We start from the raw sequence: 17,573 nt of genomic DNA, 5'->3' as shown, positions 1-17,573 counted from the left end.
ACCCCGCGTTAACGAAAGCCGCAGCATGACGTCAAGTGACGAGCGCCCGCCGCCCAGCCAACGTCGCCGCCTGTTGTGGCTTGCCGCTTTCATTCTCGTGCTGTTCGGCATCTACAGCGCGGGCTGGTTCTACCTGGCGGACCTGGTCGAGAGCGCAACCAAAAAGGCGGTCGCCGACCTCGACGACAAAGGCATCAAGGCCGACTGCGCCAATCTCGCGGTCAGCGGCTATCCCTTCAGCTTCACCGTTTCCTGCGACAGCCTGGCTTACGAGGACGACAGCCGCAACGTCGCGGCATCGACAGGCAAGATCAACGCCGCCACGCAGATCACGCGGCTTCTGTCGCCTGCCGCCGAGCTCAGGGGGCCGCTCAGGACCTCAGTTCCCGGCATGACCCCGCTCTGGATCGACTGGGATGATCTGCGGGCCGACATGAAGCTGTCCTGGCCGCTGCCGAGGCGCCTCTCGCTGCAGGCAGAAGGCCTGTCCGGCCAGACCGATCCGGCAGACGACACCGATCCCGTCTCGCTGTTCAGCGCCGGAACCGCCACCGGACAATTGCGCCCAAACGGCCCGGACATCGACTATGCCGGCAATTTCACCGATCTTGAAATCGACGCGGCGGCCATCGACGGGCGCGTCTTGCCGCCGCTCGACGGCAGCGGCGACCTGACGCTGAAGAACGGCGTCACGCTGATCAAGGCAAATCCGAAGAGCCTGCGCGGCCAGGCGGCCGAAATCCACAAGCTCGATCTGTCGTCCGGAACTGCGCGCATCACCGTTTCCGGACCGCTGTCGGTCGATGACGACGGTCTCATAAATGCCGACCTGACGATCAGGCTCAATGATCCAAAGGCCGTGGCGGCAATCCTCGCCACCGCCATCCCCGAGCAGAAGAAACAGATCCAAACCGGCTTTGCCGGACTGGCGCTGCTCGGCAACCAGCCGTCGATGCCGCTGAAGATCGTCAGGGGCAAGGCCTCGCTCGGCTTCATCCCGCTCGGCAAGATCAAGCCGCTCGACTAGAGCAACTCCAGGAAAAGTGTGAAACGGTTTTCCGTCCGGAATTGCGCAAAACAAAGAGATAGAGCGGTTCGGCGTTTCTGTGAAACGATGAACCGCTCTAAGCCGGGCCGGCCTGCGATCGGCCTGCCGCGGCTTATCCCTTCGGCGGGTGTTCGACTGCCTGGCGGCCGAAATCCGGTACGTCGATGTCCTGGCCGGCCTCGATAATCGAGCGGCGGACGGCGCGGGTGCGGGTGAACAGGTCGAACAGTTTTTCGCCGTCGCCCCAGCGGATCGCCCGCTGCAGCGAGGACAGATCCTCGGAAAACCGCGCCAGCATTTCGAGAATGGCGTCCTTGTTGTGCAGGCAGACGTCGCGCCACATGGTCGGGTCGGACGCCGCGAGACGGGTGAAGTCGCGAAAGCCGGAAGCCGAGTATTTGATGACCTCGGACTTGGTCACCGACTCCAGATCGTCGGCGGTACCGACGATGTTGTAAGCGATGATATGCGGCAGGTGCGAAACGATGGCCAGCGTCATGTCGTGATGCTGCGGGTCCATCGTGTCGATGTTGGAGCCGCAGCGGCGCCAGAATTCCGAGAGCTTTTCCAGTGCTGCGGGATCGGTGCCGGGCAGCGGCGTGAAAATGCACCAGCGGTTCTCGAACAGTTCGGCAAAACCGGCGTCCGGTCCCGATTTTTCGGTGCCGGCCAAAGGATGGCCGGGGATGAAGTGCACGCCATCAGGCACGTGCGGCTGCATCTGCGCGATCACCGACGCCTTGGTCGAGCCGACATCGGTGAGGATGGCGCCCTTCTTCAGCGCAGGCGCGATCTCTGCGGCGACCGTGCCTGAAGAGCCGACCGGCACCGAAACGATAACCAGATCAGCATCGCGAACCGCCTCTTTCGCATCCGTCGTATAGGTGTCGCCAAGGCCGAGTTGGCTCGCGCGTGCCAGCGTCGCGTCGCTGCGCGTCGAAATCGCCACTTGGCCGGCGAGTCCCTCGCGGCGGATGACGCGGGCCAGCGACGAGCCGATCAGGCCGATGCCGACCAGCGCGATCTTTTCGAACATCGGTGAGGTCATGGTGTTCTAGCTTTTCAGGAATGTCGCGAGTGCTGCGACAACGCCGCGATTGGCCTCTTCGGTGCCGATGCTCATGCGCAGCGCGTTCGGAAAACCGTAGCCGGAAACGCGCCGCAATATGTAGCCGCGCGCACTGAGGTAGTCGTCGGCGGCCGCCGCCGAATGCCTTTTGTCCTCGGGAAAGTGGATGAGGATGAAATTGCCGACGCTCGGCGTCACCCGCAGCCCGAGCCCGCTTAGTTGCTCGCTCAGCCAGGCTAGCCAGGTCTCGTTGTGCGCGACGCTGCGTTCGATATGGGCGCGGTCGTGGATCGCCGCGATGCCGGCCTCGATCGCCGTCGCATTGACGTTGAAAGGCCCGCGCACGCGGTTGATCGCGTCGATGACGTGCATTGGCGCATACATCCAGCCGATCCGCGCCCCGCCCAGGCCCAATTTGGAGAAAGTGCGGGTCATGACCACGTTTTCCGCGCTGCCCACCAACTCGACGCCGGCTTCATAATCGTTGCGCCGGACATATTCGGCGTAAGCTGCATCCAGCACCAGAAGCACGTTTCGCGGCAGGCCGGCATGCAGGCGGCGCACCTCCTGGAACGGCACGTAGGTGCCGGTTGGATTGTTTGGATTGGCAAGGAAGATGATCCTGGTGCGCGGCGTCACCGCAGCGAGGATCGCATGGATGTCGGCGCGTTCATCGGTCTCCTTGACCGTTACCGGGACGGCACCGGCCGACTGTATGTAGATCTTGTAGACCATGAAGCCGTGTTCGGTGATGATGGCTTCGTCGCCGGGTGCGAGATAGGTCTGCGCCAGCAGGCCCAGAATCTCGTCGGAGCCGTTGGAGCAGACGATGTTCGCCGGGTTGAGCCCGTGCACCTCGGCGATCGCTTCCCTCAGGCGCCTGGCGCTGCCGTCGGGATAGACCGCGAGCTTGTCGGCGACCGCGCGCGCGGCCTCTATCGCCTTTGGCGAAGGACCGAGCGGGTTCTCGTTCGCCGACAATTTATGGACCTTGGCGACACCTTCAGGCGCCGCGCTCTTGCCGGGCACATAGGCTTCGATGTCCATGATGCCGGCGCGGGGCGTTGGACGTGTCTGATCCGGTGTCTGGCTCATTCCATGAAATCCGTCGAGGATGCCTCCATCGGGAGGCCGCAGCGGAAATACAAGCCGTGGCCCGGAATGTCGAGGGGCGGCAATTCGGGATCAAGAACTTGCCGTTGACGAACCCACGCGCGAGTCATAGAAGAGCATCGACAGTTCCGTGGTGATTTGGCCGGTCGGCTTGCAGCCACGTTAAACAACTTGCTAAAGGGCCGTTTGCATCTTGTAACCGGCTTTGCGAAGGCATGGCCGGTTTTTTGTTGCCCGGGCTGGCTGTTGCCCAGACCGGCGGACAACGGAAGGCCGGGCAAGGATATGTAATGGTCGCTTTGCGCGCTCGAAAAACCAACAACGAGGCCGACCAGCCGTCGAGCCCGGTGTTGCGTTTCGGCGCCGACAAGCCGCTCAAGCTCGACGCCGGCACGCTGCTGTCGCCGTTCCAGATCGCCTACCAGACCTATGGCGCGCTCAACGATGCGCGCTCCAACGCCATCCTCGTCTGCCATGCGCTGACCGGCGACCAGCACGTCGCCAACACTAATCCGGTGACCGGCAAGCCGGGCTGGTGGGAAGTGCTGATCGGTCCCGGCAAGATCATCGATACCGACCGTTTCTTCGTCATCTCGTCAAACGTCATCGGCGGCTGTCTCGGCTCCACCGGCCCCGCCTCGACCAATCCCGCCACCGCCAAGCCCTACGGGCTCGACCTGCCGATCATCACCATCCGCGACATGGTGCGGGCGCAGTTGATGCTGGTCGAGCATTTCGGCATCGAACAGCTGTTCAGCGTGCTGGGCGGCTCGATGGGCGGCATGCAGGTGCTGCAATGGGCCTCCAGCTATCCGGAGCGCGTCTTCTCGGCGTTGCCGATCGCCACCGGTGCCCGCCATTCCTCGCAGAACATCGCTTTCCACGAGGTCGGCAGGCAGGCAGTGATGGCCGACCCGGACTGGCATGGCGGCAAATATTTCGAGCATGGCAAGCGGCCGGAAAAGGGGCTGGCGGTGGCGCGCATGGCCGCCCACATCACCTATCTGTCGGAAGCAGCGCTGCACCGCAAGTTCGGCCGCAACCTGCAGGACCGCGAAGCGCTGACCTTCGGTTTCGATGCCGACTTCCAGATCGAGAGCTATCTGCGCCATCAGGGCATGACCTTCGTCGACCGCTTCGATGCCAACTCCTATCTCTACATGACGCGGGCGATGGACTATTTCGATCTCGCCGCCGATCATGGCGGCCGGCTGGCCGATGCCTTCGCCGGCACCAAGACGCGCTTCTGCCTGGTTTCGTTCACCAGCGACTGGCTGTTCCCGACCGAAGAGAGCCGCTCGGTCGTGCACGCGCTGAACGCGGCCGGCGCTTCGGTCTCGTTCGTCGAGATCGAGACCGACCGCGGCCACGACGCCTTCCTGCTCGACGAGCCCGAACTGTTCGCCGCCATCAAAGGCTTCATCGCCTCGGCCGCCCGGGCAAGAGGGCTCGGCGCATGACCCCAAAAAGTTGCAGGCTTTTCGGATCAGGACCATGCGCCAGGCATCAGCGCATGACCCCGAAAGGTTGCAGACTTTTCGGATCAGGATCATGCGCCAGGCAGGAGCCGAACGCATGAGCGTCAACCGCGCCCAGCGCGTCGACCTCGAAGTCGTCGCCGATCTCATCCCGCCGCAGTCGCGGGTGCTGGATGTCGGTTCCGGCGACGGCCTGCTGCTCGAATTGCTGCAGGCGACCAAGAAGGTCGATGGCCGCGGGCTGGAGCTGTCGCAGCGCGGCGTCAACGAATGCGTGGCGCGTGGCCTGTCGGTCATCCAGGGCGATGCCGACAAGGATCTCCAATTCTATCCCGACAAGGGCTTCGACTTCGTCGTCTTGTCGCAGACCTTGCAGGCGACACGCAATCCGAAGCTGGTGCTCGACGAACTGCTCCGGATCGGCAACCGCGCCATCGTCTCATTCCCGAATTTCGGCCATTGGCGGGTCCGCTTTTCGTTGCTCTTCAACGGCCGCATGCCGGTGACCAGGGACCTGCCCTATTCCTGGTACGACACGCCGAACATCCATTTCTGCACCATTCGCGACTTCGTCAATCTGTGCGACGAGCTTGGCGCGACGGTGGAAAAGGCAACCGCGCTCGACGCCAACGGCCAGCGGATCGGCTTCTCGATGCCGTGGTGGTTCTGGAATTTCTTCGGCCAGCAGGCGGTATTCCTGCTGAAACGATAAGAGCCAATCGTGGCAGATCGTCCCTCTATTCGAGAACGTCGGTGGCCTTGTGGGGGTGCTGGACGCCGTCGACGAAGACCACGTCGGACTGGGAATTGCCGGTGCGCAGCGGCAATATCTCCTGATAGGCGGGCGAGTCGTACCATGCACGTGCCTGCTGCCGGTTGGGAAACTCGATGACTATGAGATAGCCCGGCCAGGTGTTTTCAACGACTTCCACCTCGCCTCCGTGCACCACGAAGCGGCCGCCAAACGGTTCCAGTGTGGCATCGATCTTGTGCAGGTACTCGACGATCTGCGGCCCCGGCGTGACCTGGCGCATATGGGCGACGGCGTAGGCGGTCATGGCGTAATCTCCTTGTGGTCGAAGGCCGGACAACCGGCTTGATGGGAGCAGTTTGCCGAGACGTAGTACGCTGGTCGATTACCCCAGAGGTAATGACACTGAATACAAAAACCGACGCGCGGCTGCCGTCACCTGAAAGATATTTCCGCCTGGCACCGATGATTTTGGCACACCTGCGCTGTCCTTATCGATGAGCGCGCCTGGATGGTCCGGCGGCCGGGAACGAGAGGTGATCCATGGGATCGTTGCAAAATCAGAATGTCGTCGTCGTCGGAGGCAGCCGTGGTGTCGGCCGCTCGATCGCGGAGGCCGCCCTCAAAGAGAAAGCGACGGTGCTCGCCGTCGCCCGCGGAAAACAGGCCCTGGCGCAATTTGCCTGGGAGGTCTCGGGCGTGAAGACGCTCGCGGTCGATGCTACGGTGGACTCCGCCCCGGATAAGGTCTTCGCCGCGCTTGAGCCGGACGTGCTGGTGATCTGTGCAGGCGCGCTGGCGCCTTCTGCGCCGGTGCATGAACAGAACTGGAAGGCGTTCTCGGCAAATTGGGACACGGACGTCAAGGCGTCGTTCCTGTTTTGCCGGGCCGCTCTGCGGCGTCCGCTCAAGCCGGGGACCCGGATCGTTCTGATCTCCAGCGGCGCAGCCTTGACCGGCGGACCACCGAACGCCGGCGGCTATGCCGGCGCAAAACGCATGCAGATGTTCCTGGCCGGTCATAGCCAGAAGGAGGCCGACCGGCTTGGCCTCGGCCTGCGCTTCATGGCGCTCGCGCCGATGCGCATCATGCCGGAAACCGGCGTGGGCAAGGCCGGCGTCGACAGCATAGCGGCCTATATGGGCATCCAGCCGGCGGACTTCATCGCCGCCATGACCGACATGCAAACGCCGGCCGATGTCGGACGGGCGGTGGTCGCACTCGCCACCGGCCAGCCGCAAGGCAGTTCCTTCATGGTGAGCGGTAGCGGGCTTGCCCCGGCCGCCTGAGGGGCGCGTAATGCAACGCTCGCTCGTAACCGCACAAGCCACATGACAGACGCTCAACCACCTCTGGAACCAGCAGGCCAGCCGATCCTCGATCGGCTGGCCTTCGAGAAGGTCACGGCCGCGCATCGCCGCGAGCTCAAGCTGCATTGTTATCGCATGATGGGTTCGCTGCACGAGGCCGACGACCTCGTCCAGGACACGTTGCTTCGCGCCTGGCGCGCAAGATCGGAGTTCGACGGGCGAGGTTCGGTTCGCGGTTGGCTTTACATGATCGCGACCAACGCTTGCCTCAACGCCATCAAGGCGAGGTCGAGGGCGCGTCGCATTCTCCGGGAACCCGGACGGCCGCCCTCGCACGGGGCGGCCATAGGCGGGCCGGTAGCCGACATCGCCTGGCTGGAGCCCTACCCCGACGCCGAGCTTCCCGACGTTGCCGGCAGCGAGCCAGGTCCGGAAGCCCGTTACGAGAGCCGCGAGGCCGTCCAGCTCGCCTTCGTCGCGGCGATCCAGGATCTGCCGCCCAGGCAGCGCGCCGCGCTGCTGCTTGCCGACGTCCTCGGATGGTCGGCCGTCGAGACGGCGCGTTTGCTGGGCGGATCGACGGCTTCGATCAACAGCGCGTTGCAGCGCGCCCGCGTAACGCTGGCGGCGCGCTATCCTCAGGGACGGCCGGCCAGCCGATCACGGCCCAGCCCCGAAGAAGGCCTGCTTCTCGAACGCTACATGCAGGCCTGGCAGGCCGCCAATCTCGACAGCTTGATCGAGCTGCTGCGTGAGGACGCCATCTATACCATGCCGCCTTGGCGTGAATGGTATCAAGGCCGCGAAGCGATCCGCGGTTTCTTCGAGACCGTCTGGCCGAGGTTTGGCGGCTTCCGCTCGCTGGCCACCCGCGCCAATGCCCAGTCGGCGGTCGGGGTTTATTCCCGCAGCCACGATGGCCCTGAATGGCGGGCCCATTCCCTGCATGTGTTCGACGCAGCCGAGGGCGGGATCGCTTCCTTGACGATCTTCATAGGGCCGCTCGGGCCATCTCTGTTCCCGGCCTTCGGCCTGCCACCAGCCTAGCTTACCCCTGGGCCAGCCTTATCGGTCGAGTTCCGGGAAATATGGGTCCGAGAAAAACCTTCGGTCGCGCTCGCCTTGCAGGCAGTCGATCGGTGCGTCGATGCGGATCGTCCTCGGATCCAGCTTGGGATACTCGATGCCGCTGACCTCGAGGATCAGTTTGCGGCGAGTGGCGGTGGCGAATTCGGAAGCAGCATAGATCGGCAGCACGAACGAGCCCGGCCCGCCGGTAACGCATTCGGCATAATACCGGTCGAGATGGCTGAAGGTGGGTGACGGGCTGATCAGGATCGGCAGCCCGTTGATGACGATACCCTTCGCCAGCGCCGCATCGCGTGCCGTTGTGACCGGCAAGCCGGTGTTGTTTGGGCCGTCCCCCGAGACGTCGATGACGCGGCGTTTGCCGGTGAAGGCCGTGCCGTTGAAAAGCTCGGCGCCGAAAGCCACAGCACCGGAAATCGAGGTGCCGCGAAAGCTCCTGAACGGGCGGGCCGCGATCTTGTCGGCGAAAGCGTAGGCGCTCTCCTTGCTGTCGACGACCTGCCAGGCAATGACCGCATCGTCGCGGATGGTGCCGGCCCATTCGAAATACGCGATGGCGATGCGGCCGAAGGTGCCGGCACGCACGGCGTTGATGAAGTCGGGGTGGCGCAGCGCCGCGACATAGCCGGCGCGCTGCAGGGCAAACTCCCTTTCATCCATCGACTGCGAGATGTCGACGGCCAGCACCAGCTCGACATCGACGGCAATTGCATTGGCCGGTGCGGCCGCAGGTGCCGCCGGGGTGCAGGCCAGGCAGGCGAGCAGGGCGAGAGCGTCAAGCATGGCCGATCGGAACGTTCCCATCTGAAACGATCGCGACAGTTTTTCGCCGCGATCGCGGCGAAATAAAGCTTGCCTTCTATTTCTTTCGGCCAGCCGAAACGACAACCGGGGGCGGTTCGATGGCACCTGCCCTGATACGGGCCGGCTTGAGTGGCGGCTGGCCGGCATCCTTGACGATGGTCAACGCCCGCCGGAAGAAGCGGGCATTGTGCTGGCCGCGGCCGATATTGAGGATCGCGGCGTCGGGAAGGCGCTTCTCCAGCATCGACAGCACTTGCCTCAGCGTTGGGCCGTCGAACGCGTCCAGCGCCTCGTCGATGATCACCCATTTCGGCCGTCGCAAGGCCAGCCTGGCAAAGGCCAGCAGACGCTGCTCGTCGTCGCTGAGCTCACGCTCCCAGCGCGCCGAGCGATCGAGCGAGGACGACAGGCGTTGCAGCCCGACATCGGCCAGCACCTCCGAGATCTCGGCATCGCTCGCCTCCGCCGCGCCGTCTGAATGGTTGAGCACCTCGCGCAGCTTGCCGAGCGGGAAATAGGGGGTACGCGGAACAAAGATCGGCGCTTCTCCGGCCGGCATGCCGATCCGTCCGCTGCCCCATGGCCACAGACCGGCAATGGCCCGGAAGAACAGCGTCTTGCCGGCGCCCGGATCTCCGGTGATCATGACCCGGTCGCCGGCGCGGATTTCGACATGCGGCTCGGCAAGCTTGGTGCATCCCTCCGGCGAGGCGACCTCGAGTTTCTCGAAGGTCAGGCTGCCGTCCGGGTTTTCGCCGAACGAAATGCGCCTTTCCGTATGGTGCAGCGCGTCGGTGTCGCCAAGCGCGATGCGAAAGTCGGCGACCCGCATCAGCGTAGCGCGCCAATCGGCGATGCCGCCGATATTGTTGATGAACCAGCGCAGCGACGAATGGACCTGGTTGAAAGCGCCGACGGCCATCATCAGGCCGCCAAAGCTGATATCGCCGGCGAAATAGACCGGTGAGGCGACCAGGATCGGTGCGACGACAGTGATCCAGCCATAGGTGTCGGTAACCCAGGAAAGATTGATCTGGGCGCTGTAGATGCGCCGCATGGCGCCCAGCACCATGCCGAGATCGAATTCGAGCCGGCGCCTGGCATCGGCCTCGCCGTGCGCCAGCGCGATGGCATCGACATTCTCGTTGACGCGAACCACCGAGGAGCGCAGCTCCGCTTCACGCGTATAGCGATCGTTGTTGAAGCGGATCAACGGTCGCCCGACCAGCCAGCTCAACCAGGAGGCGGTGCCAGCATAAAGGATCGCCGCCCAGACCATGTAGCCGGGTATGGCCAGCAAATGGCCGCCTATGTGGAAGACGAAGCCGGAAGACAGCGACCACAGGACCCCAACGAACGAGGCAAGCAGGATGCAGGACTGCAGCAGGCCGATGCCAAGACCGGTGGAAAGATCGGAGAGATGCCCGGCATCCTGCTGCAGGCGCTGGTCGGGATTGACGCCGATGGCGCCGGCATGGGTCAGCCGGAAGGCACGCGCCGGCCGCATCCATTCGTCGATCAGGTCGAGCGTCAGCGCCTCGCGCAGCTTCAGGCGGAGCATCTGGTCGAGCCAGGTCTGGCCGACATTGAGCACCACAAGCCCGCCGGCGATGCCGGCAAAGACCAGAAGCTGATGCAGGAAAGCCGGCATGTCGCGCCGCGCAAGCGCGTCGTAGAAAGGCTGGTTCCAGCGATTGAGCAGAACCTGCCCGATTGAGCTCGCCACGATGACGGCGACGATGCCGATCGCTGCCCAAAGCAATTGTTTTCGCACTGGCGAGCTGGTCAGTGCCAATTTGATTGTTGCCAGCTGCTCACGCAGGCTGCTGGCTTCGATCGACGTGGCAAGCTTCTGGGCGCTGGCCTCGACATCCGGACGATCATCCATCGGTTAAATCCTTGCATTCGGAGCAATGCCAAACCGGTCATAGGATCGGCCGCACGGCCTTCAATCGGACAGCAAACCTGATATCGTCAGATAGGCGTGAAAAAGCACGTCTCGGATCACGAACGCGTCATCCTGGCGGTGCCGGGTGTTCGGCCCGCGACAGCCGGCCAAGCGTCGGCGCGCCATGCGGCGAGAGAACCGGCACGAAGACGCGGCGGGACGCGCGCTGGGCAACCGGCACGCCTTGATAGAGCCGCTTCTGCGCCTCGACGACAATAACGCCCGAAAAGATCGGCCAGAAGCGCCGGCCGGCGCGTTCCAGCACGTTATGGAACTGCATCATGAAACGTCGCGGCGACGGCGGGAAGAACAGCGCATCGGACCACGCCGCCGGCGTGAAATTCGCTTCGCGCAGCAATTCGGTCAGCTGGCCGCGCGAGAACGGTCGGCCATTGCCGAAAGGCGTATGCTCGAAGCGTGCCCAGACACCGCGCCGGTTGGGCACGACGATGACGACGCGGCCGGCCGGCGACAGCACCCGCCAGATCTCGTTCAGCGTCTCGCGCGGGTTCTCGACATGTTCGAGCGAATGGACGAGCAGCATGCGGTCGATGCAGGAATCGACCAGCGGCAGTTCCTCATCGAAGACCAGCGCGGTCGCCGTCGGCCCGGTCGCCGGCCAGACCACCGCGCCCTGTGTTGCCGGCATGAAGGCAAAGACACGCTCGGCATCGCTGCCGAAGCGTTCCAGCCACGGCAAGGTATAGCCGAGGCCGACCAGCCGCTCGTTGGGCACGACGGCCCATATCGAGGACAGCGCCATGGTGATCGAGCGTTCGGCCAGGCGGCCGAGCGTGGTTGAATAAAACGAACGGAGATCGACAATGTCTGAATGCATGCGCGGAACGGTAGCTTCGAAGCAGTCCAAGTTCAACAAAGGCAGATGACATCGGCTGGCAGGCGCCCTATGTCTGCGGCAATAAAGGGAGAGATGCGATGCCGGTCGAGATCGAACAATTCATGTGCCGCAGCGACAATTTCGGCGTGCTGGTGCATGACCCGAAAAGCGGTCAGACGGCGCTCATCGATGCGCCCGAGGAGGCGCCCATCCTGGCGGCGATCAAGCGCACCGGCTGGACCCCGACGATGATCCTGACCACTCACCACCATCTCGACCACGTCGAGGCCAATCTGGCGCTGAAGGAGCGCTTCAAGCTGCGCATTGTCGGGCCGGAAGCCGAAAAGGCAAAGATTCCCGGCATCGACGAAACTGTCGAGCAAGGCTCGGTCGTCCATCTCGGCGACGAGCGGATCGAGGTCATCGCCACACCCGGCCATACCGCCGGCCATGTCACCTATCATCTGCCGGCGTCGAAAGTGGCTTTCGCCGCCGACACGCTGTTTGCGCTCGGCTGTGGGCGGCTGCTCGAATGCAAGCCGCCGGTGATGTACGAATCCCTGAAGAAGCTCGCGGCGCTGCCGGCCGAGACGGTTATCTATTGCGGCCATGAGTATACGCTGGCCAATGCCCGTTTCGCGCTCACCGTCGACCCGACCAATTCGGCGCTGAAAGAGCGCGCCGCCAAGGTCGAGGCGCTGCGCGCCGACGGCAAACCGACGCTGCCGACGACGATCGGCGAGGAACTGTCGACCAATCCGTTCCTGCGCTGGCACGATCCGGCGATCCGCAGGCATCTCGGCCTGGAGAAGGCCTCGGATGCCGAAGTGTTCGCCGAGATCCGCAAGCGCAAGGACAATTTCTGAGCGGCGCCAGGAGCTAGGGTCATGACCAGTTCCGCCGAAATCATCGCCCTGCTCGGCCTGAAGCCGCATCCGGAAGGCGGCTGGTATGCCGAGACCTTTCGCGACGGCGCGGAAGGCGCCCGCGGCCATTCGACGGCGATCTATTTCCTCCTGGAGAAGGACCAATTGTCGGCCTGGCACCGGGTCAGGGACGCGGCGGAGGTCTGGCACTTCTATGACGGCGCGCCGCTGGCGCTGTCGATACACCGAGAAGGCGGTCCCGTCATCGAGGAGATCCTCGGTACGGCACTTGCCGCGGGCGAGCGGCCGCAGATCGTCGTGCCGGCAGGCTGGTGGCAGTCGGCGCGCAGCCTCGGCGAATGGACCCTGGTCGGCTGCACCGTGGCGCCGGGTTTCGATTTCGCCGCCTTCGAACTCGCCGAACCAGGCTGGCTGCCGGGCACGCCCTAGGCACCTTAGCCCAACAGGAAACCCAGCGTGACCGCCAACTGGCCGACGTAATACAGCACCCAGACTGCATGGCGCACCCAAATGCGGTGCGGCGAGATGGCGGGCAGCAGGAACTTTTCCGCAGCGAGCAGCCCGTCGGACAGCATGAGCAGGACGACGCCGACGACGACCCAGACGCTGTTCAGGGTGAGCGCCGCAATGCCCATGGCAAGCAGTGCCGCGGCATGGATGCCAATCGGCAAACGCAAGGCCGGGCCGATGCGGCGCCAGAGCGCGAAAACCATCGCCAGCGCCAACACGGCCATCGCCAGGGCGATAATTCCTCGCCACGGTTCGGCCGAGAGCAGCCCGAGGCCGCTGCCGGCGCGCAGGAACAGCACGACGTAAAGCACATGCGCGGCAAGAAAACTGGCCGTGCCGCCAAGAAATGCCTTCTCGCCGTCGCGCGACAGGAAGGCGTCGCCGATGGCACTGGCGCCCAGCGCGGCGACGAGCAGCCATGGGCCGCCCTGCTGCGCGACCAGCACCGGCAGCATCGCCACCGCCAATGTCCTTGCCGCCGACCGCGAAAGGCGCGGCGGCATGCCGAGGCTGAACGCGTAAATCACCGCCGCCGCCAGCGAAAACAGCAGCGTCGCATTGGCATTGGCATCGATGCCGCCGGAAAACGGCATCAAGCGTTTGCCTCGCTCGTAGCCCTCTTGCGCAGCAACAGCGATTTCGCCGCCAGTGCCGCGCCGCCGGTGATCAGCACGCAGGCGGCGAGGATGCGCCATGACGGCTCGGCGAAGCCGGCGGCGATCAGCACCAGGGTGGACAGCAGCGGCGCGGCATAGCTCGCCGCCCCCAGCACCTGGATGTTGCCGCGCTTGACGCCGATGTCCCAGGCATAGAACGCCGCCCCCACCGGCATCAGACCGAGGCCGAGCACGGCCAGCCACTGGCCGGCGCCGGCGGGCAGCACCGTCTGTTCAAGCAACAGATGGCAGATGAGCGAAAGGGCCGCGGTGGCGGCGCAGAACCAGGTGACGATGCTGGTCGGCACCGACGGGAAGCGTCGCGACAACAGCGAATAGGACGACCACAGCACCGCGCAGACGCCGGCCATCGCGTAGCCGAAGGCATAACGCGCGTCGAAGGCAAGCCCGCCGCCCTTGGTGACGATCAGGACCGTGCCGGCAAGGCCGAGCAGCGCGCCGGCGACGTGGTTCCAGGCCAGCCGCTCGCCCGGCATCAGCGCCGACCCCAGCACGATCAGCAGCGGCCACAGATAGGCAATCAGGCTGGCCTCGACGGCCGGCGCATTGCGCAGCGCGGTGAAATAGAAGAAGTGGTAGCCGAACAGGCCGGCAATGCCGATCACCCAGACCTGGCGCGGTATCTTCGCGGCCCCGTCGGCTGCCGGCATGAACAGCCGGGCAACCAGCCCGACGCAGGTGCCGATCGTGAAGGTGATTGCTGAAAGCAGGAACGGCGGCACGGCGCCCGAGGCATCCGTAAGCAGCGCCAGCAGCGCCCACATGGCGACCGCGCAGAAGCCGATCAGTGTTGCGCGCGCCATACCCGTCGCCCCCTGCCCATCGTTGGCGGCGCACCATCACGCCTATTCGTTTGCTTCGAACCGCTCTGCGCTGATCGTCAGCGGGCCGATTTGCGTGCTGACCGTGGCGCGGATCGGCGCATATACGCCGCTTTGGCCGACCGGTGCAAACGTCACCATGATGCGGCTGCGTTTCTTCAGGTAGTTCAGCGCCTTGCGGTTCTTGCGGTAACCGGCCACCGGCTCGAAGCCCAGCCTGCAGGTGACCGTATCGCCCTTGTAGCCGGCCACCGAGATCGACCCTTTGGACTCGTAGGTCAGTTTCAGATCGGCACGCATTTCGCCGTCATAGAGCTTCACCGTGCGCCCGCAGACCTGGTCGAGGCTGTCGGCATGGATGACGGTGGCGGCCATCGGATCGAGGACCGATACGAGATGGCTGCCGGCCAGCGGTATCCAATTCTCGGGATTGCGCTTCTTCGGCTCAGGCACGACCTTGGTCGAGGTGACGACGCCGTTGGCAAACTGGATGTCGATCATCGATGCCTTCTTGCCGGACGTGTAGTCGGCGTGGAACGCTTGCGGCTGCAACTGCTTGCCCGAAATCTTGCCCTTCGACGAGATCGTGCCTCGCGTGTCGTCGAACAAAGTGGCGAGCCCGGCGGCGGAAACGCTGCCCTCGATCGAATAGGTGTCGCCCTCGTAATGGCTGGAGAATTTCGCCTTGGCCACGGAGAGGCCGAGGAACGACACCGAATATTCGCCCGTGAAGGATTGCGGCTCAGCGGCCGAAACCGTCGTCGAAAGCGCGACGGCCATCAGCACGACCAGGGCATGGAGGAAAGAACGAGGCATGGCGGGTCCTTGATTGTCGACCGGACGGGGCGGCTCCGGTCTGGCATGTCCCTGTGCGACCGCTTATAGGCTGAATTCCGGCCTTAATGTGAAAGGCGCCGTCGGCAGGCAACGTTGGGGCTGGTCGACAGCCAAAATAAAAAACCCGCCTCGGCGGGCGGGTCGTTGGAGCCAATTAGCACCATACCGAAATTAGTAGCATAGCTGCCGGCACAAAGCAAGAACAAAATGTGGCCACCTGGAAAATCGCTACAGGTTTGCGCAGCCCCTCATCGCCCTGCCGGGCACTTCTCCCCGTATAGGGACGGGGAGAAGGTCGCCTTGCAAAGGGTTTCGCCAATTTGCGAAGTTGCAGAAGCGCCGAGCCTGCGGCCAAGCCCCTTCTCCCCGTCACTATACGGGGAGAAGGTGCCGGCAGGCGGATGAGGGGCAGCGCCGGCATCGGTCATCTTTTGATTGATTCCCTTGGCACTAACCAACCCCAAGCTTGACGCCTCGGCGAAATGCAACTATGGAACGCCAACTTTTTCCATAAGGCCGCCTGACCGAAACCGCGCGCCACCCGGCGCGGGTCGAATGTTTGGCCAGGACCGAGAACCGAAGGTTAGAACCATGTCCCGCACCTGCGAACTCACTGCCAAGGCAGTCATGTCCGGCAACAATGTGAGCCACGCCAACAACAAGACCAAGCGTCGCTTCCTGCCCAATCTCGTCAATGTGACGCTGATCTCGGAAGCGCTGAACCAGAACGTGCGCCTGCGCATTTCGGCCAACGCGCTGCGTTCGGTCGAGCATCGCGGCGGCCTCGACGCCTTCCTGGCCAAGGCCGATGCCAAGGAATTGTCGCAGCGCGCCCGCCTGTTGAAGAAGCAGATCGCCAAGAAGCTCGCCGAGCAGCCGGCCGCCTGAGTTTTTCGGCGGCAGCCGCCTTCCAGGGCGCGGTCCGAACTCCGGATCGCGTTCCGCTGGTTCCATTACCCAGGATAAAAAAATGATTTTCCTCTCGCGGTACCTGCCCTTCGTGGCGGCCATGGCGCTCGTCGTCGTGGCCTCGAACATCCTCGTGCAGTTCCCGATGCAAGGCGCAATCGGCGGGCTGTCGCTGGCCGACATCCTGACCTGGGGCGCCTTCACCTATCCGTTCTCCTTCCTGGTCACCGATCTCGCCAACCGCCGCTATGGGCCGGCGGTGGCGCGCAGGATCGTCTTTGTCGGCTTCATGACAGCGGTGATCTGCTCGATCGTCATCTCACCGCTGCTGTTTCGCCACGGCCTGATCGAATTCGAGACCGCCGCCGACCGGCTGGTGCGCATTGCCGCGGCGTCGGGTGCCGCCTTCCTCACCGCGCAGTTGCTCGACGTCACCGTGTTCAACCGGCTGCGCCGGCAGAGCTGGTGGCGCGCACCGATCGTCGGCACGCTGGTCGGCTCCGTTTTCGATACGGTGGTGTTTTTCACCGTCGCCTTCGCGGCGGCGTTCGCCTTCGCCGGGCCCAACGACGGCTTTGCGCTGGAAACCGCGCCGCTGATGGGCGTGCTGCCGGTCGAGACGATGCGCTGGGTCTCCTGGGCGCTCGGCGATCTCAGCGTCAAGCTGATCATAGCGGTGGTGGCGCTGATCCCCTACCGGCTGCTTGCCGCCCGCTGGAGCCAGCCGGCACTGGCAGCATGATCCCGAAAAGTGGGAACCGGTTTTCGGACAAGATCATGCTCAAAGACTATCGAGCATGATCCCCTGGCTTCAACTGGACTCGGCAAAAACGCCTGACGGCGGACAGGAACTCCGCCTGAAGCGGCGCGGCGGCGAATTCTCGATCATGCTTGGCGCGAACGAGCTGATGAACAGCCGGCTCAGCGGTTCCGAAGAGGCGCTGGCGAAACTGTCCTGCCAAAGGATTGCCGGCCGCCGGACCCCAAACATCCTGATCGGCGGCCTCGGCATGGGCTTTACCTTGCGCGCGGCGCTGGCCGAGCTTGCCGACGACGCCCAGGTCACCGTTGCCGAACTGGTGCCGGCGGTCGTGATTTGGGCGCGCGGCCCGATGGCCGAGCTGTTCGGCGGCTGCCTTGACGACCCGCGCGTCAGCATTCGTGAGGCCGATGTCGGTCAGCTCATCCGATCGCAAGCTTCGGCCTGGGACGCGATCCTGCTCGATGTCGACAACGGCCCCGAGGGCATCGTCTACAAGGCCAACGATGCGCTCTACAGCGCAGCCGGCCTGATCAGCGCGAGAGCAGCTCTCAAGCCCGGCGGTGTGCTGGCGGTCTGGTCGCAGGGCCCTGACGCAGGTTTCACCCGAAGGCTCAAGCAGGCCGGCTTCACGGTCGAGGAGGTCAAGGTGCGGGCTCACGGCAAGCGCGGCGCCCGTCACATCGTCTGGCTCGCGAGCAAGGGGCAATAGGCCACCTCGCA

The 17,573-nt window shown here is 64.3% G+C and carries 19 protein-coding genes and 1 riboswitch; of the genes, 10 read left to right on the top strand and 9 right to left on the bottom strand.

Translation table 11 applies throughout. The annotated features are described in order from the left end of the window. Nucleotides 1–25 precede the first annotated feature (25 nt). The gene (locus NKI97_RS00415) at nucleotides 26–1,027 is read left to right on the top strand and encodes a DUF2125 domain-containing protein (protein WP_352452468.1); all 1,002 of its coding nucleotides are present in this window, start codon (nucleotides 26–28) and stop codon (nucleotides 1,025–1,027) included. Between the two features lie 133 nt (nucleotides 1,028–1,160). Here NKI97_RS00415 and NKI97_RS00410 read toward each other — a convergent pair whose 3' ends face one another. Next, nucleotides 1,161–2,096: a prephenate/arogenate dehydrogenase family protein gene (locus tag NKI97_RS00410; RefSeq protein WP_023677912.1), complete on the bottom strand. Its 936-nt coding sequence runs from the start codon at nucleotides 2,094–2,096 to the stop codon at nucleotides 1,161–1,163. A 6-nt stretch (nucleotides 2,097–2,102) separates the two neighbouring features. Then, nucleotides 2,103–3,212 (bottom strand): histidinol-phosphate transaminase, encoded by a 1,110-nt coding sequence (hisC, locus tag NKI97_RS00405; RefSeq protein ID WP_352832078.1) that lies wholly within the window; start codon nucleotides 3,210–3,212, stop codon nucleotides 2,103–2,105. Nucleotides 3,213–3,350: 138 nt separating this feature from the next. After that, a riboswitch (SAM riboswitch) is annotated at nucleotides 3,351–3,428 on the top strand. A 92-nt stretch (nucleotides 3,429–3,520) separates the two neighbouring features. Here hisC and metX point away from each other — a divergent pair. Beyond that, the gene (metX, locus tag NKI97_RS00400) at nucleotides 3,521–4,690 is read left to right on the top strand and encodes a homoserine O-acetyltransferase MetX (protein ID WP_352832075.1); all 1,170 of its coding nucleotides are present in this window, start codon (nucleotides 3,521–3,523) and stop codon (nucleotides 4,688–4,690) included. Between the two features lie 115 nt (nucleotides 4,691–4,805). After that, entirely contained in the window at nucleotides 4,806–5,420 is a 615-nt protein-coding gene (gene metW, locus NKI97_RS00395; RefSeq protein ID WP_023677909.1) for a methionine biosynthesis protein MetW, read from the top strand. Nucleotides 5,421–5,445: 25 nt separating this feature from the next. Here the strand turns inward: metW and NKI97_RS00390 are convergent, their stop codons facing one another. Then, on the bottom strand, nucleotides 5,446–5,766 hold the full coding sequence (locus tag NKI97_RS00390) for a DUF1330 domain-containing protein (protein WP_352452471.1): 321 nt from the start codon (nucleotides 5,764–5,766) through the stop codon (nucleotides 5,446–5,448). 236 nt (nucleotides 5,767–6,002) lie between these two features. On the opposite strand from NKI97_RS00390, the gene NKI97_RS00385 reads away from it, so the two are divergent. Both NKI97_RS00385 and NKI97_RS00380 read left to right on the top strand, forming a co-directional pair. Beyond that, on the top strand, nucleotides 6,003–6,749 hold the full coding sequence (locus NKI97_RS00385; RefSeq protein ID WP_352452472.1) for an SDR family NAD(P)-dependent oxidoreductase: 747 nt from the start codon (nucleotides 6,003–6,005) through the stop codon (nucleotides 6,747–6,749). Between the two features lie 42 nt (nucleotides 6,750–6,791). Then, nucleotides 6,792–7,817 (top strand): RNA polymerase subunit sigma-70, encoded by a 1,026-nt coding sequence (locus NKI97_RS00380; RefSeq protein WP_352832072.1) that lies wholly within the window; start codon nucleotides 6,792–6,794, stop codon nucleotides 7,815–7,817. 18 nt (nucleotides 7,818–7,835) lie between these two features. On the opposite strand, the gene NKI97_RS00375 is transcribed toward NKI97_RS00380, so the two are convergent. From NKI97_RS00375 to NKI97_RS00365, 3 genes are all read right to left on the bottom strand, one after another. Then, entirely contained in the window at nucleotides 7,836–8,642 is an 807-nt protein-coding gene (locus NKI97_RS00375; protein WP_352451214.1) for a DUF1194 domain-containing protein, read from the bottom strand. Nucleotides 8,643–8,718: 76 nt separating this feature from the next. Next, nucleotides 8,719–10,551: an ABC transporter ATP-binding protein/permease gene (locus NKI97_RS00370; RefSeq protein WP_352451213.1), complete on the bottom strand. Its 1,833-nt coding sequence runs from the start codon at nucleotides 10,549–10,551 to the stop codon at nucleotides 8,719–8,721. Nucleotides 10,552–10,678: 127 nt separating this feature from the next. Next, on the bottom strand, nucleotides 10,679–11,449 hold the full coding sequence (locus NKI97_RS00365) for a class I SAM-dependent methyltransferase (RefSeq protein WP_352451212.1): 771 nt from the start codon (nucleotides 11,447–11,449) through the stop codon (nucleotides 10,679–10,681). Between the two features lie 98 nt (nucleotides 11,450–11,547). On the opposite strand from NKI97_RS00365, the gene gloB reads away from it, so the two are divergent. Next, nucleotides 11,548–12,315 carry a hydroxyacylglutathione hydrolase gene (gene gloB / locus NKI97_RS00360; RefSeq protein ID WP_352451211.1) on the top strand — a complete coding sequence of 256 codons (768 nt, stop codon included), beginning with the start codon at nucleotides 11,548–11,550 and terminating at the stop codon, nucleotides 12,313–12,315. Nucleotides 12,316–12,336: 21 nt separating this feature from the next. Beyond that, on the top strand, nucleotides 12,337–12,765 hold the full coding sequence (locus tag NKI97_RS00355) for a cupin domain-containing protein (RefSeq protein ID WP_352451210.1): 429 nt from the start codon (nucleotides 12,337–12,339) through the stop codon (nucleotides 12,763–12,765). A gap of 5 nt (nucleotides 12,766–12,770) precedes the next feature. Here the strand turns inward: NKI97_RS00355 and NKI97_RS00350 are convergent, their stop codons facing one another. The 3 genes from NKI97_RS00350 to NKI97_RS00340 are packed head-to-tail and all read right to left on the bottom strand — an operon-like array spanning nucleotide 12,771 to nucleotide 15,160. Then, nucleotides 12,771–13,439, bottom strand: coding sequence for a lysoplasmalogenase family protein (locus NKI97_RS00350; RefSeq protein ID WP_352832069.1), 669 nt, complete (start codon nucleotides 13,437–13,439; stop codon nucleotides 12,771–12,773). Beyond that, entirely contained in the window at nucleotides 13,439–14,326 is an 888-nt protein-coding gene (gene yddG / locus NKI97_RS00345) for an aromatic amino acid exporter YddG (RefSeq protein ID WP_352451208.1), read from the bottom strand. The genes NKI97_RS00350 and yddG overlap by 1 nt, the downstream gene beginning before the upstream one ends. 42 nt (nucleotides 14,327–14,368) lie before the next feature. Continuing rightward, the gene (locus NKI97_RS00340; RefSeq protein ID WP_352451207.1) at nucleotides 14,369–15,160 is read right to left on the bottom strand and encodes a DUF3108 domain-containing protein; all 792 of its coding nucleotides are present in this window, start codon (nucleotides 15,158–15,160) and stop codon (nucleotides 14,369–14,371) included. Nucleotides 15,161–15,772: 612 nt separating this feature from the next. On the opposite strand from NKI97_RS00340, the gene rpmB reads away from it, so the two are divergent. From rpmB to NKI97_RS00325, 3 genes are all read left to right on the top strand, one after another. Further along, entirely contained in the window at nucleotides 15,773–16,069 is a 297-nt protein-coding gene (gene rpmB / locus NKI97_RS00335) for a 50S ribosomal protein L28 (protein WP_006328411.1), read from the top strand. An 82-nt stretch (nucleotides 16,070–16,151) separates the two neighbouring features. Next, a complete protein-coding gene (locus tag NKI97_RS00330) occupies nucleotides 16,152–16,832 on the top strand; it encodes a queuosine precursor transporter (protein ID WP_352832066.1) in 681 nt (226 codons plus the stop codon). A gap of 55 nt (nucleotides 16,833–16,887) precedes the next feature. Beyond that, complete coding sequence (locus NKI97_RS00325) at nucleotides 16,888–17,562, top strand: polyamine aminopropyltransferase (protein ID WP_352451205.1); 675 nt, start codon at nucleotides 16,888–16,890, stop codon at nucleotides 17,560–17,562. Nucleotides 17,563–17,573: the final 11 nt, after the last annotated feature.

The organism is Mesorhizobium sp. M0296, from assembly GCF_040321675.1.
GTDB lineage: Bacteria > Pseudomonadota > Alphaproteobacteria > Rhizobiales > Rhizobiaceae > Mesorhizobium.
The sequence above is the reverse complement of the archived record's forward strand: the minus strand, read 5'-3'. Positions and strand labels throughout refer to the sequence as shown.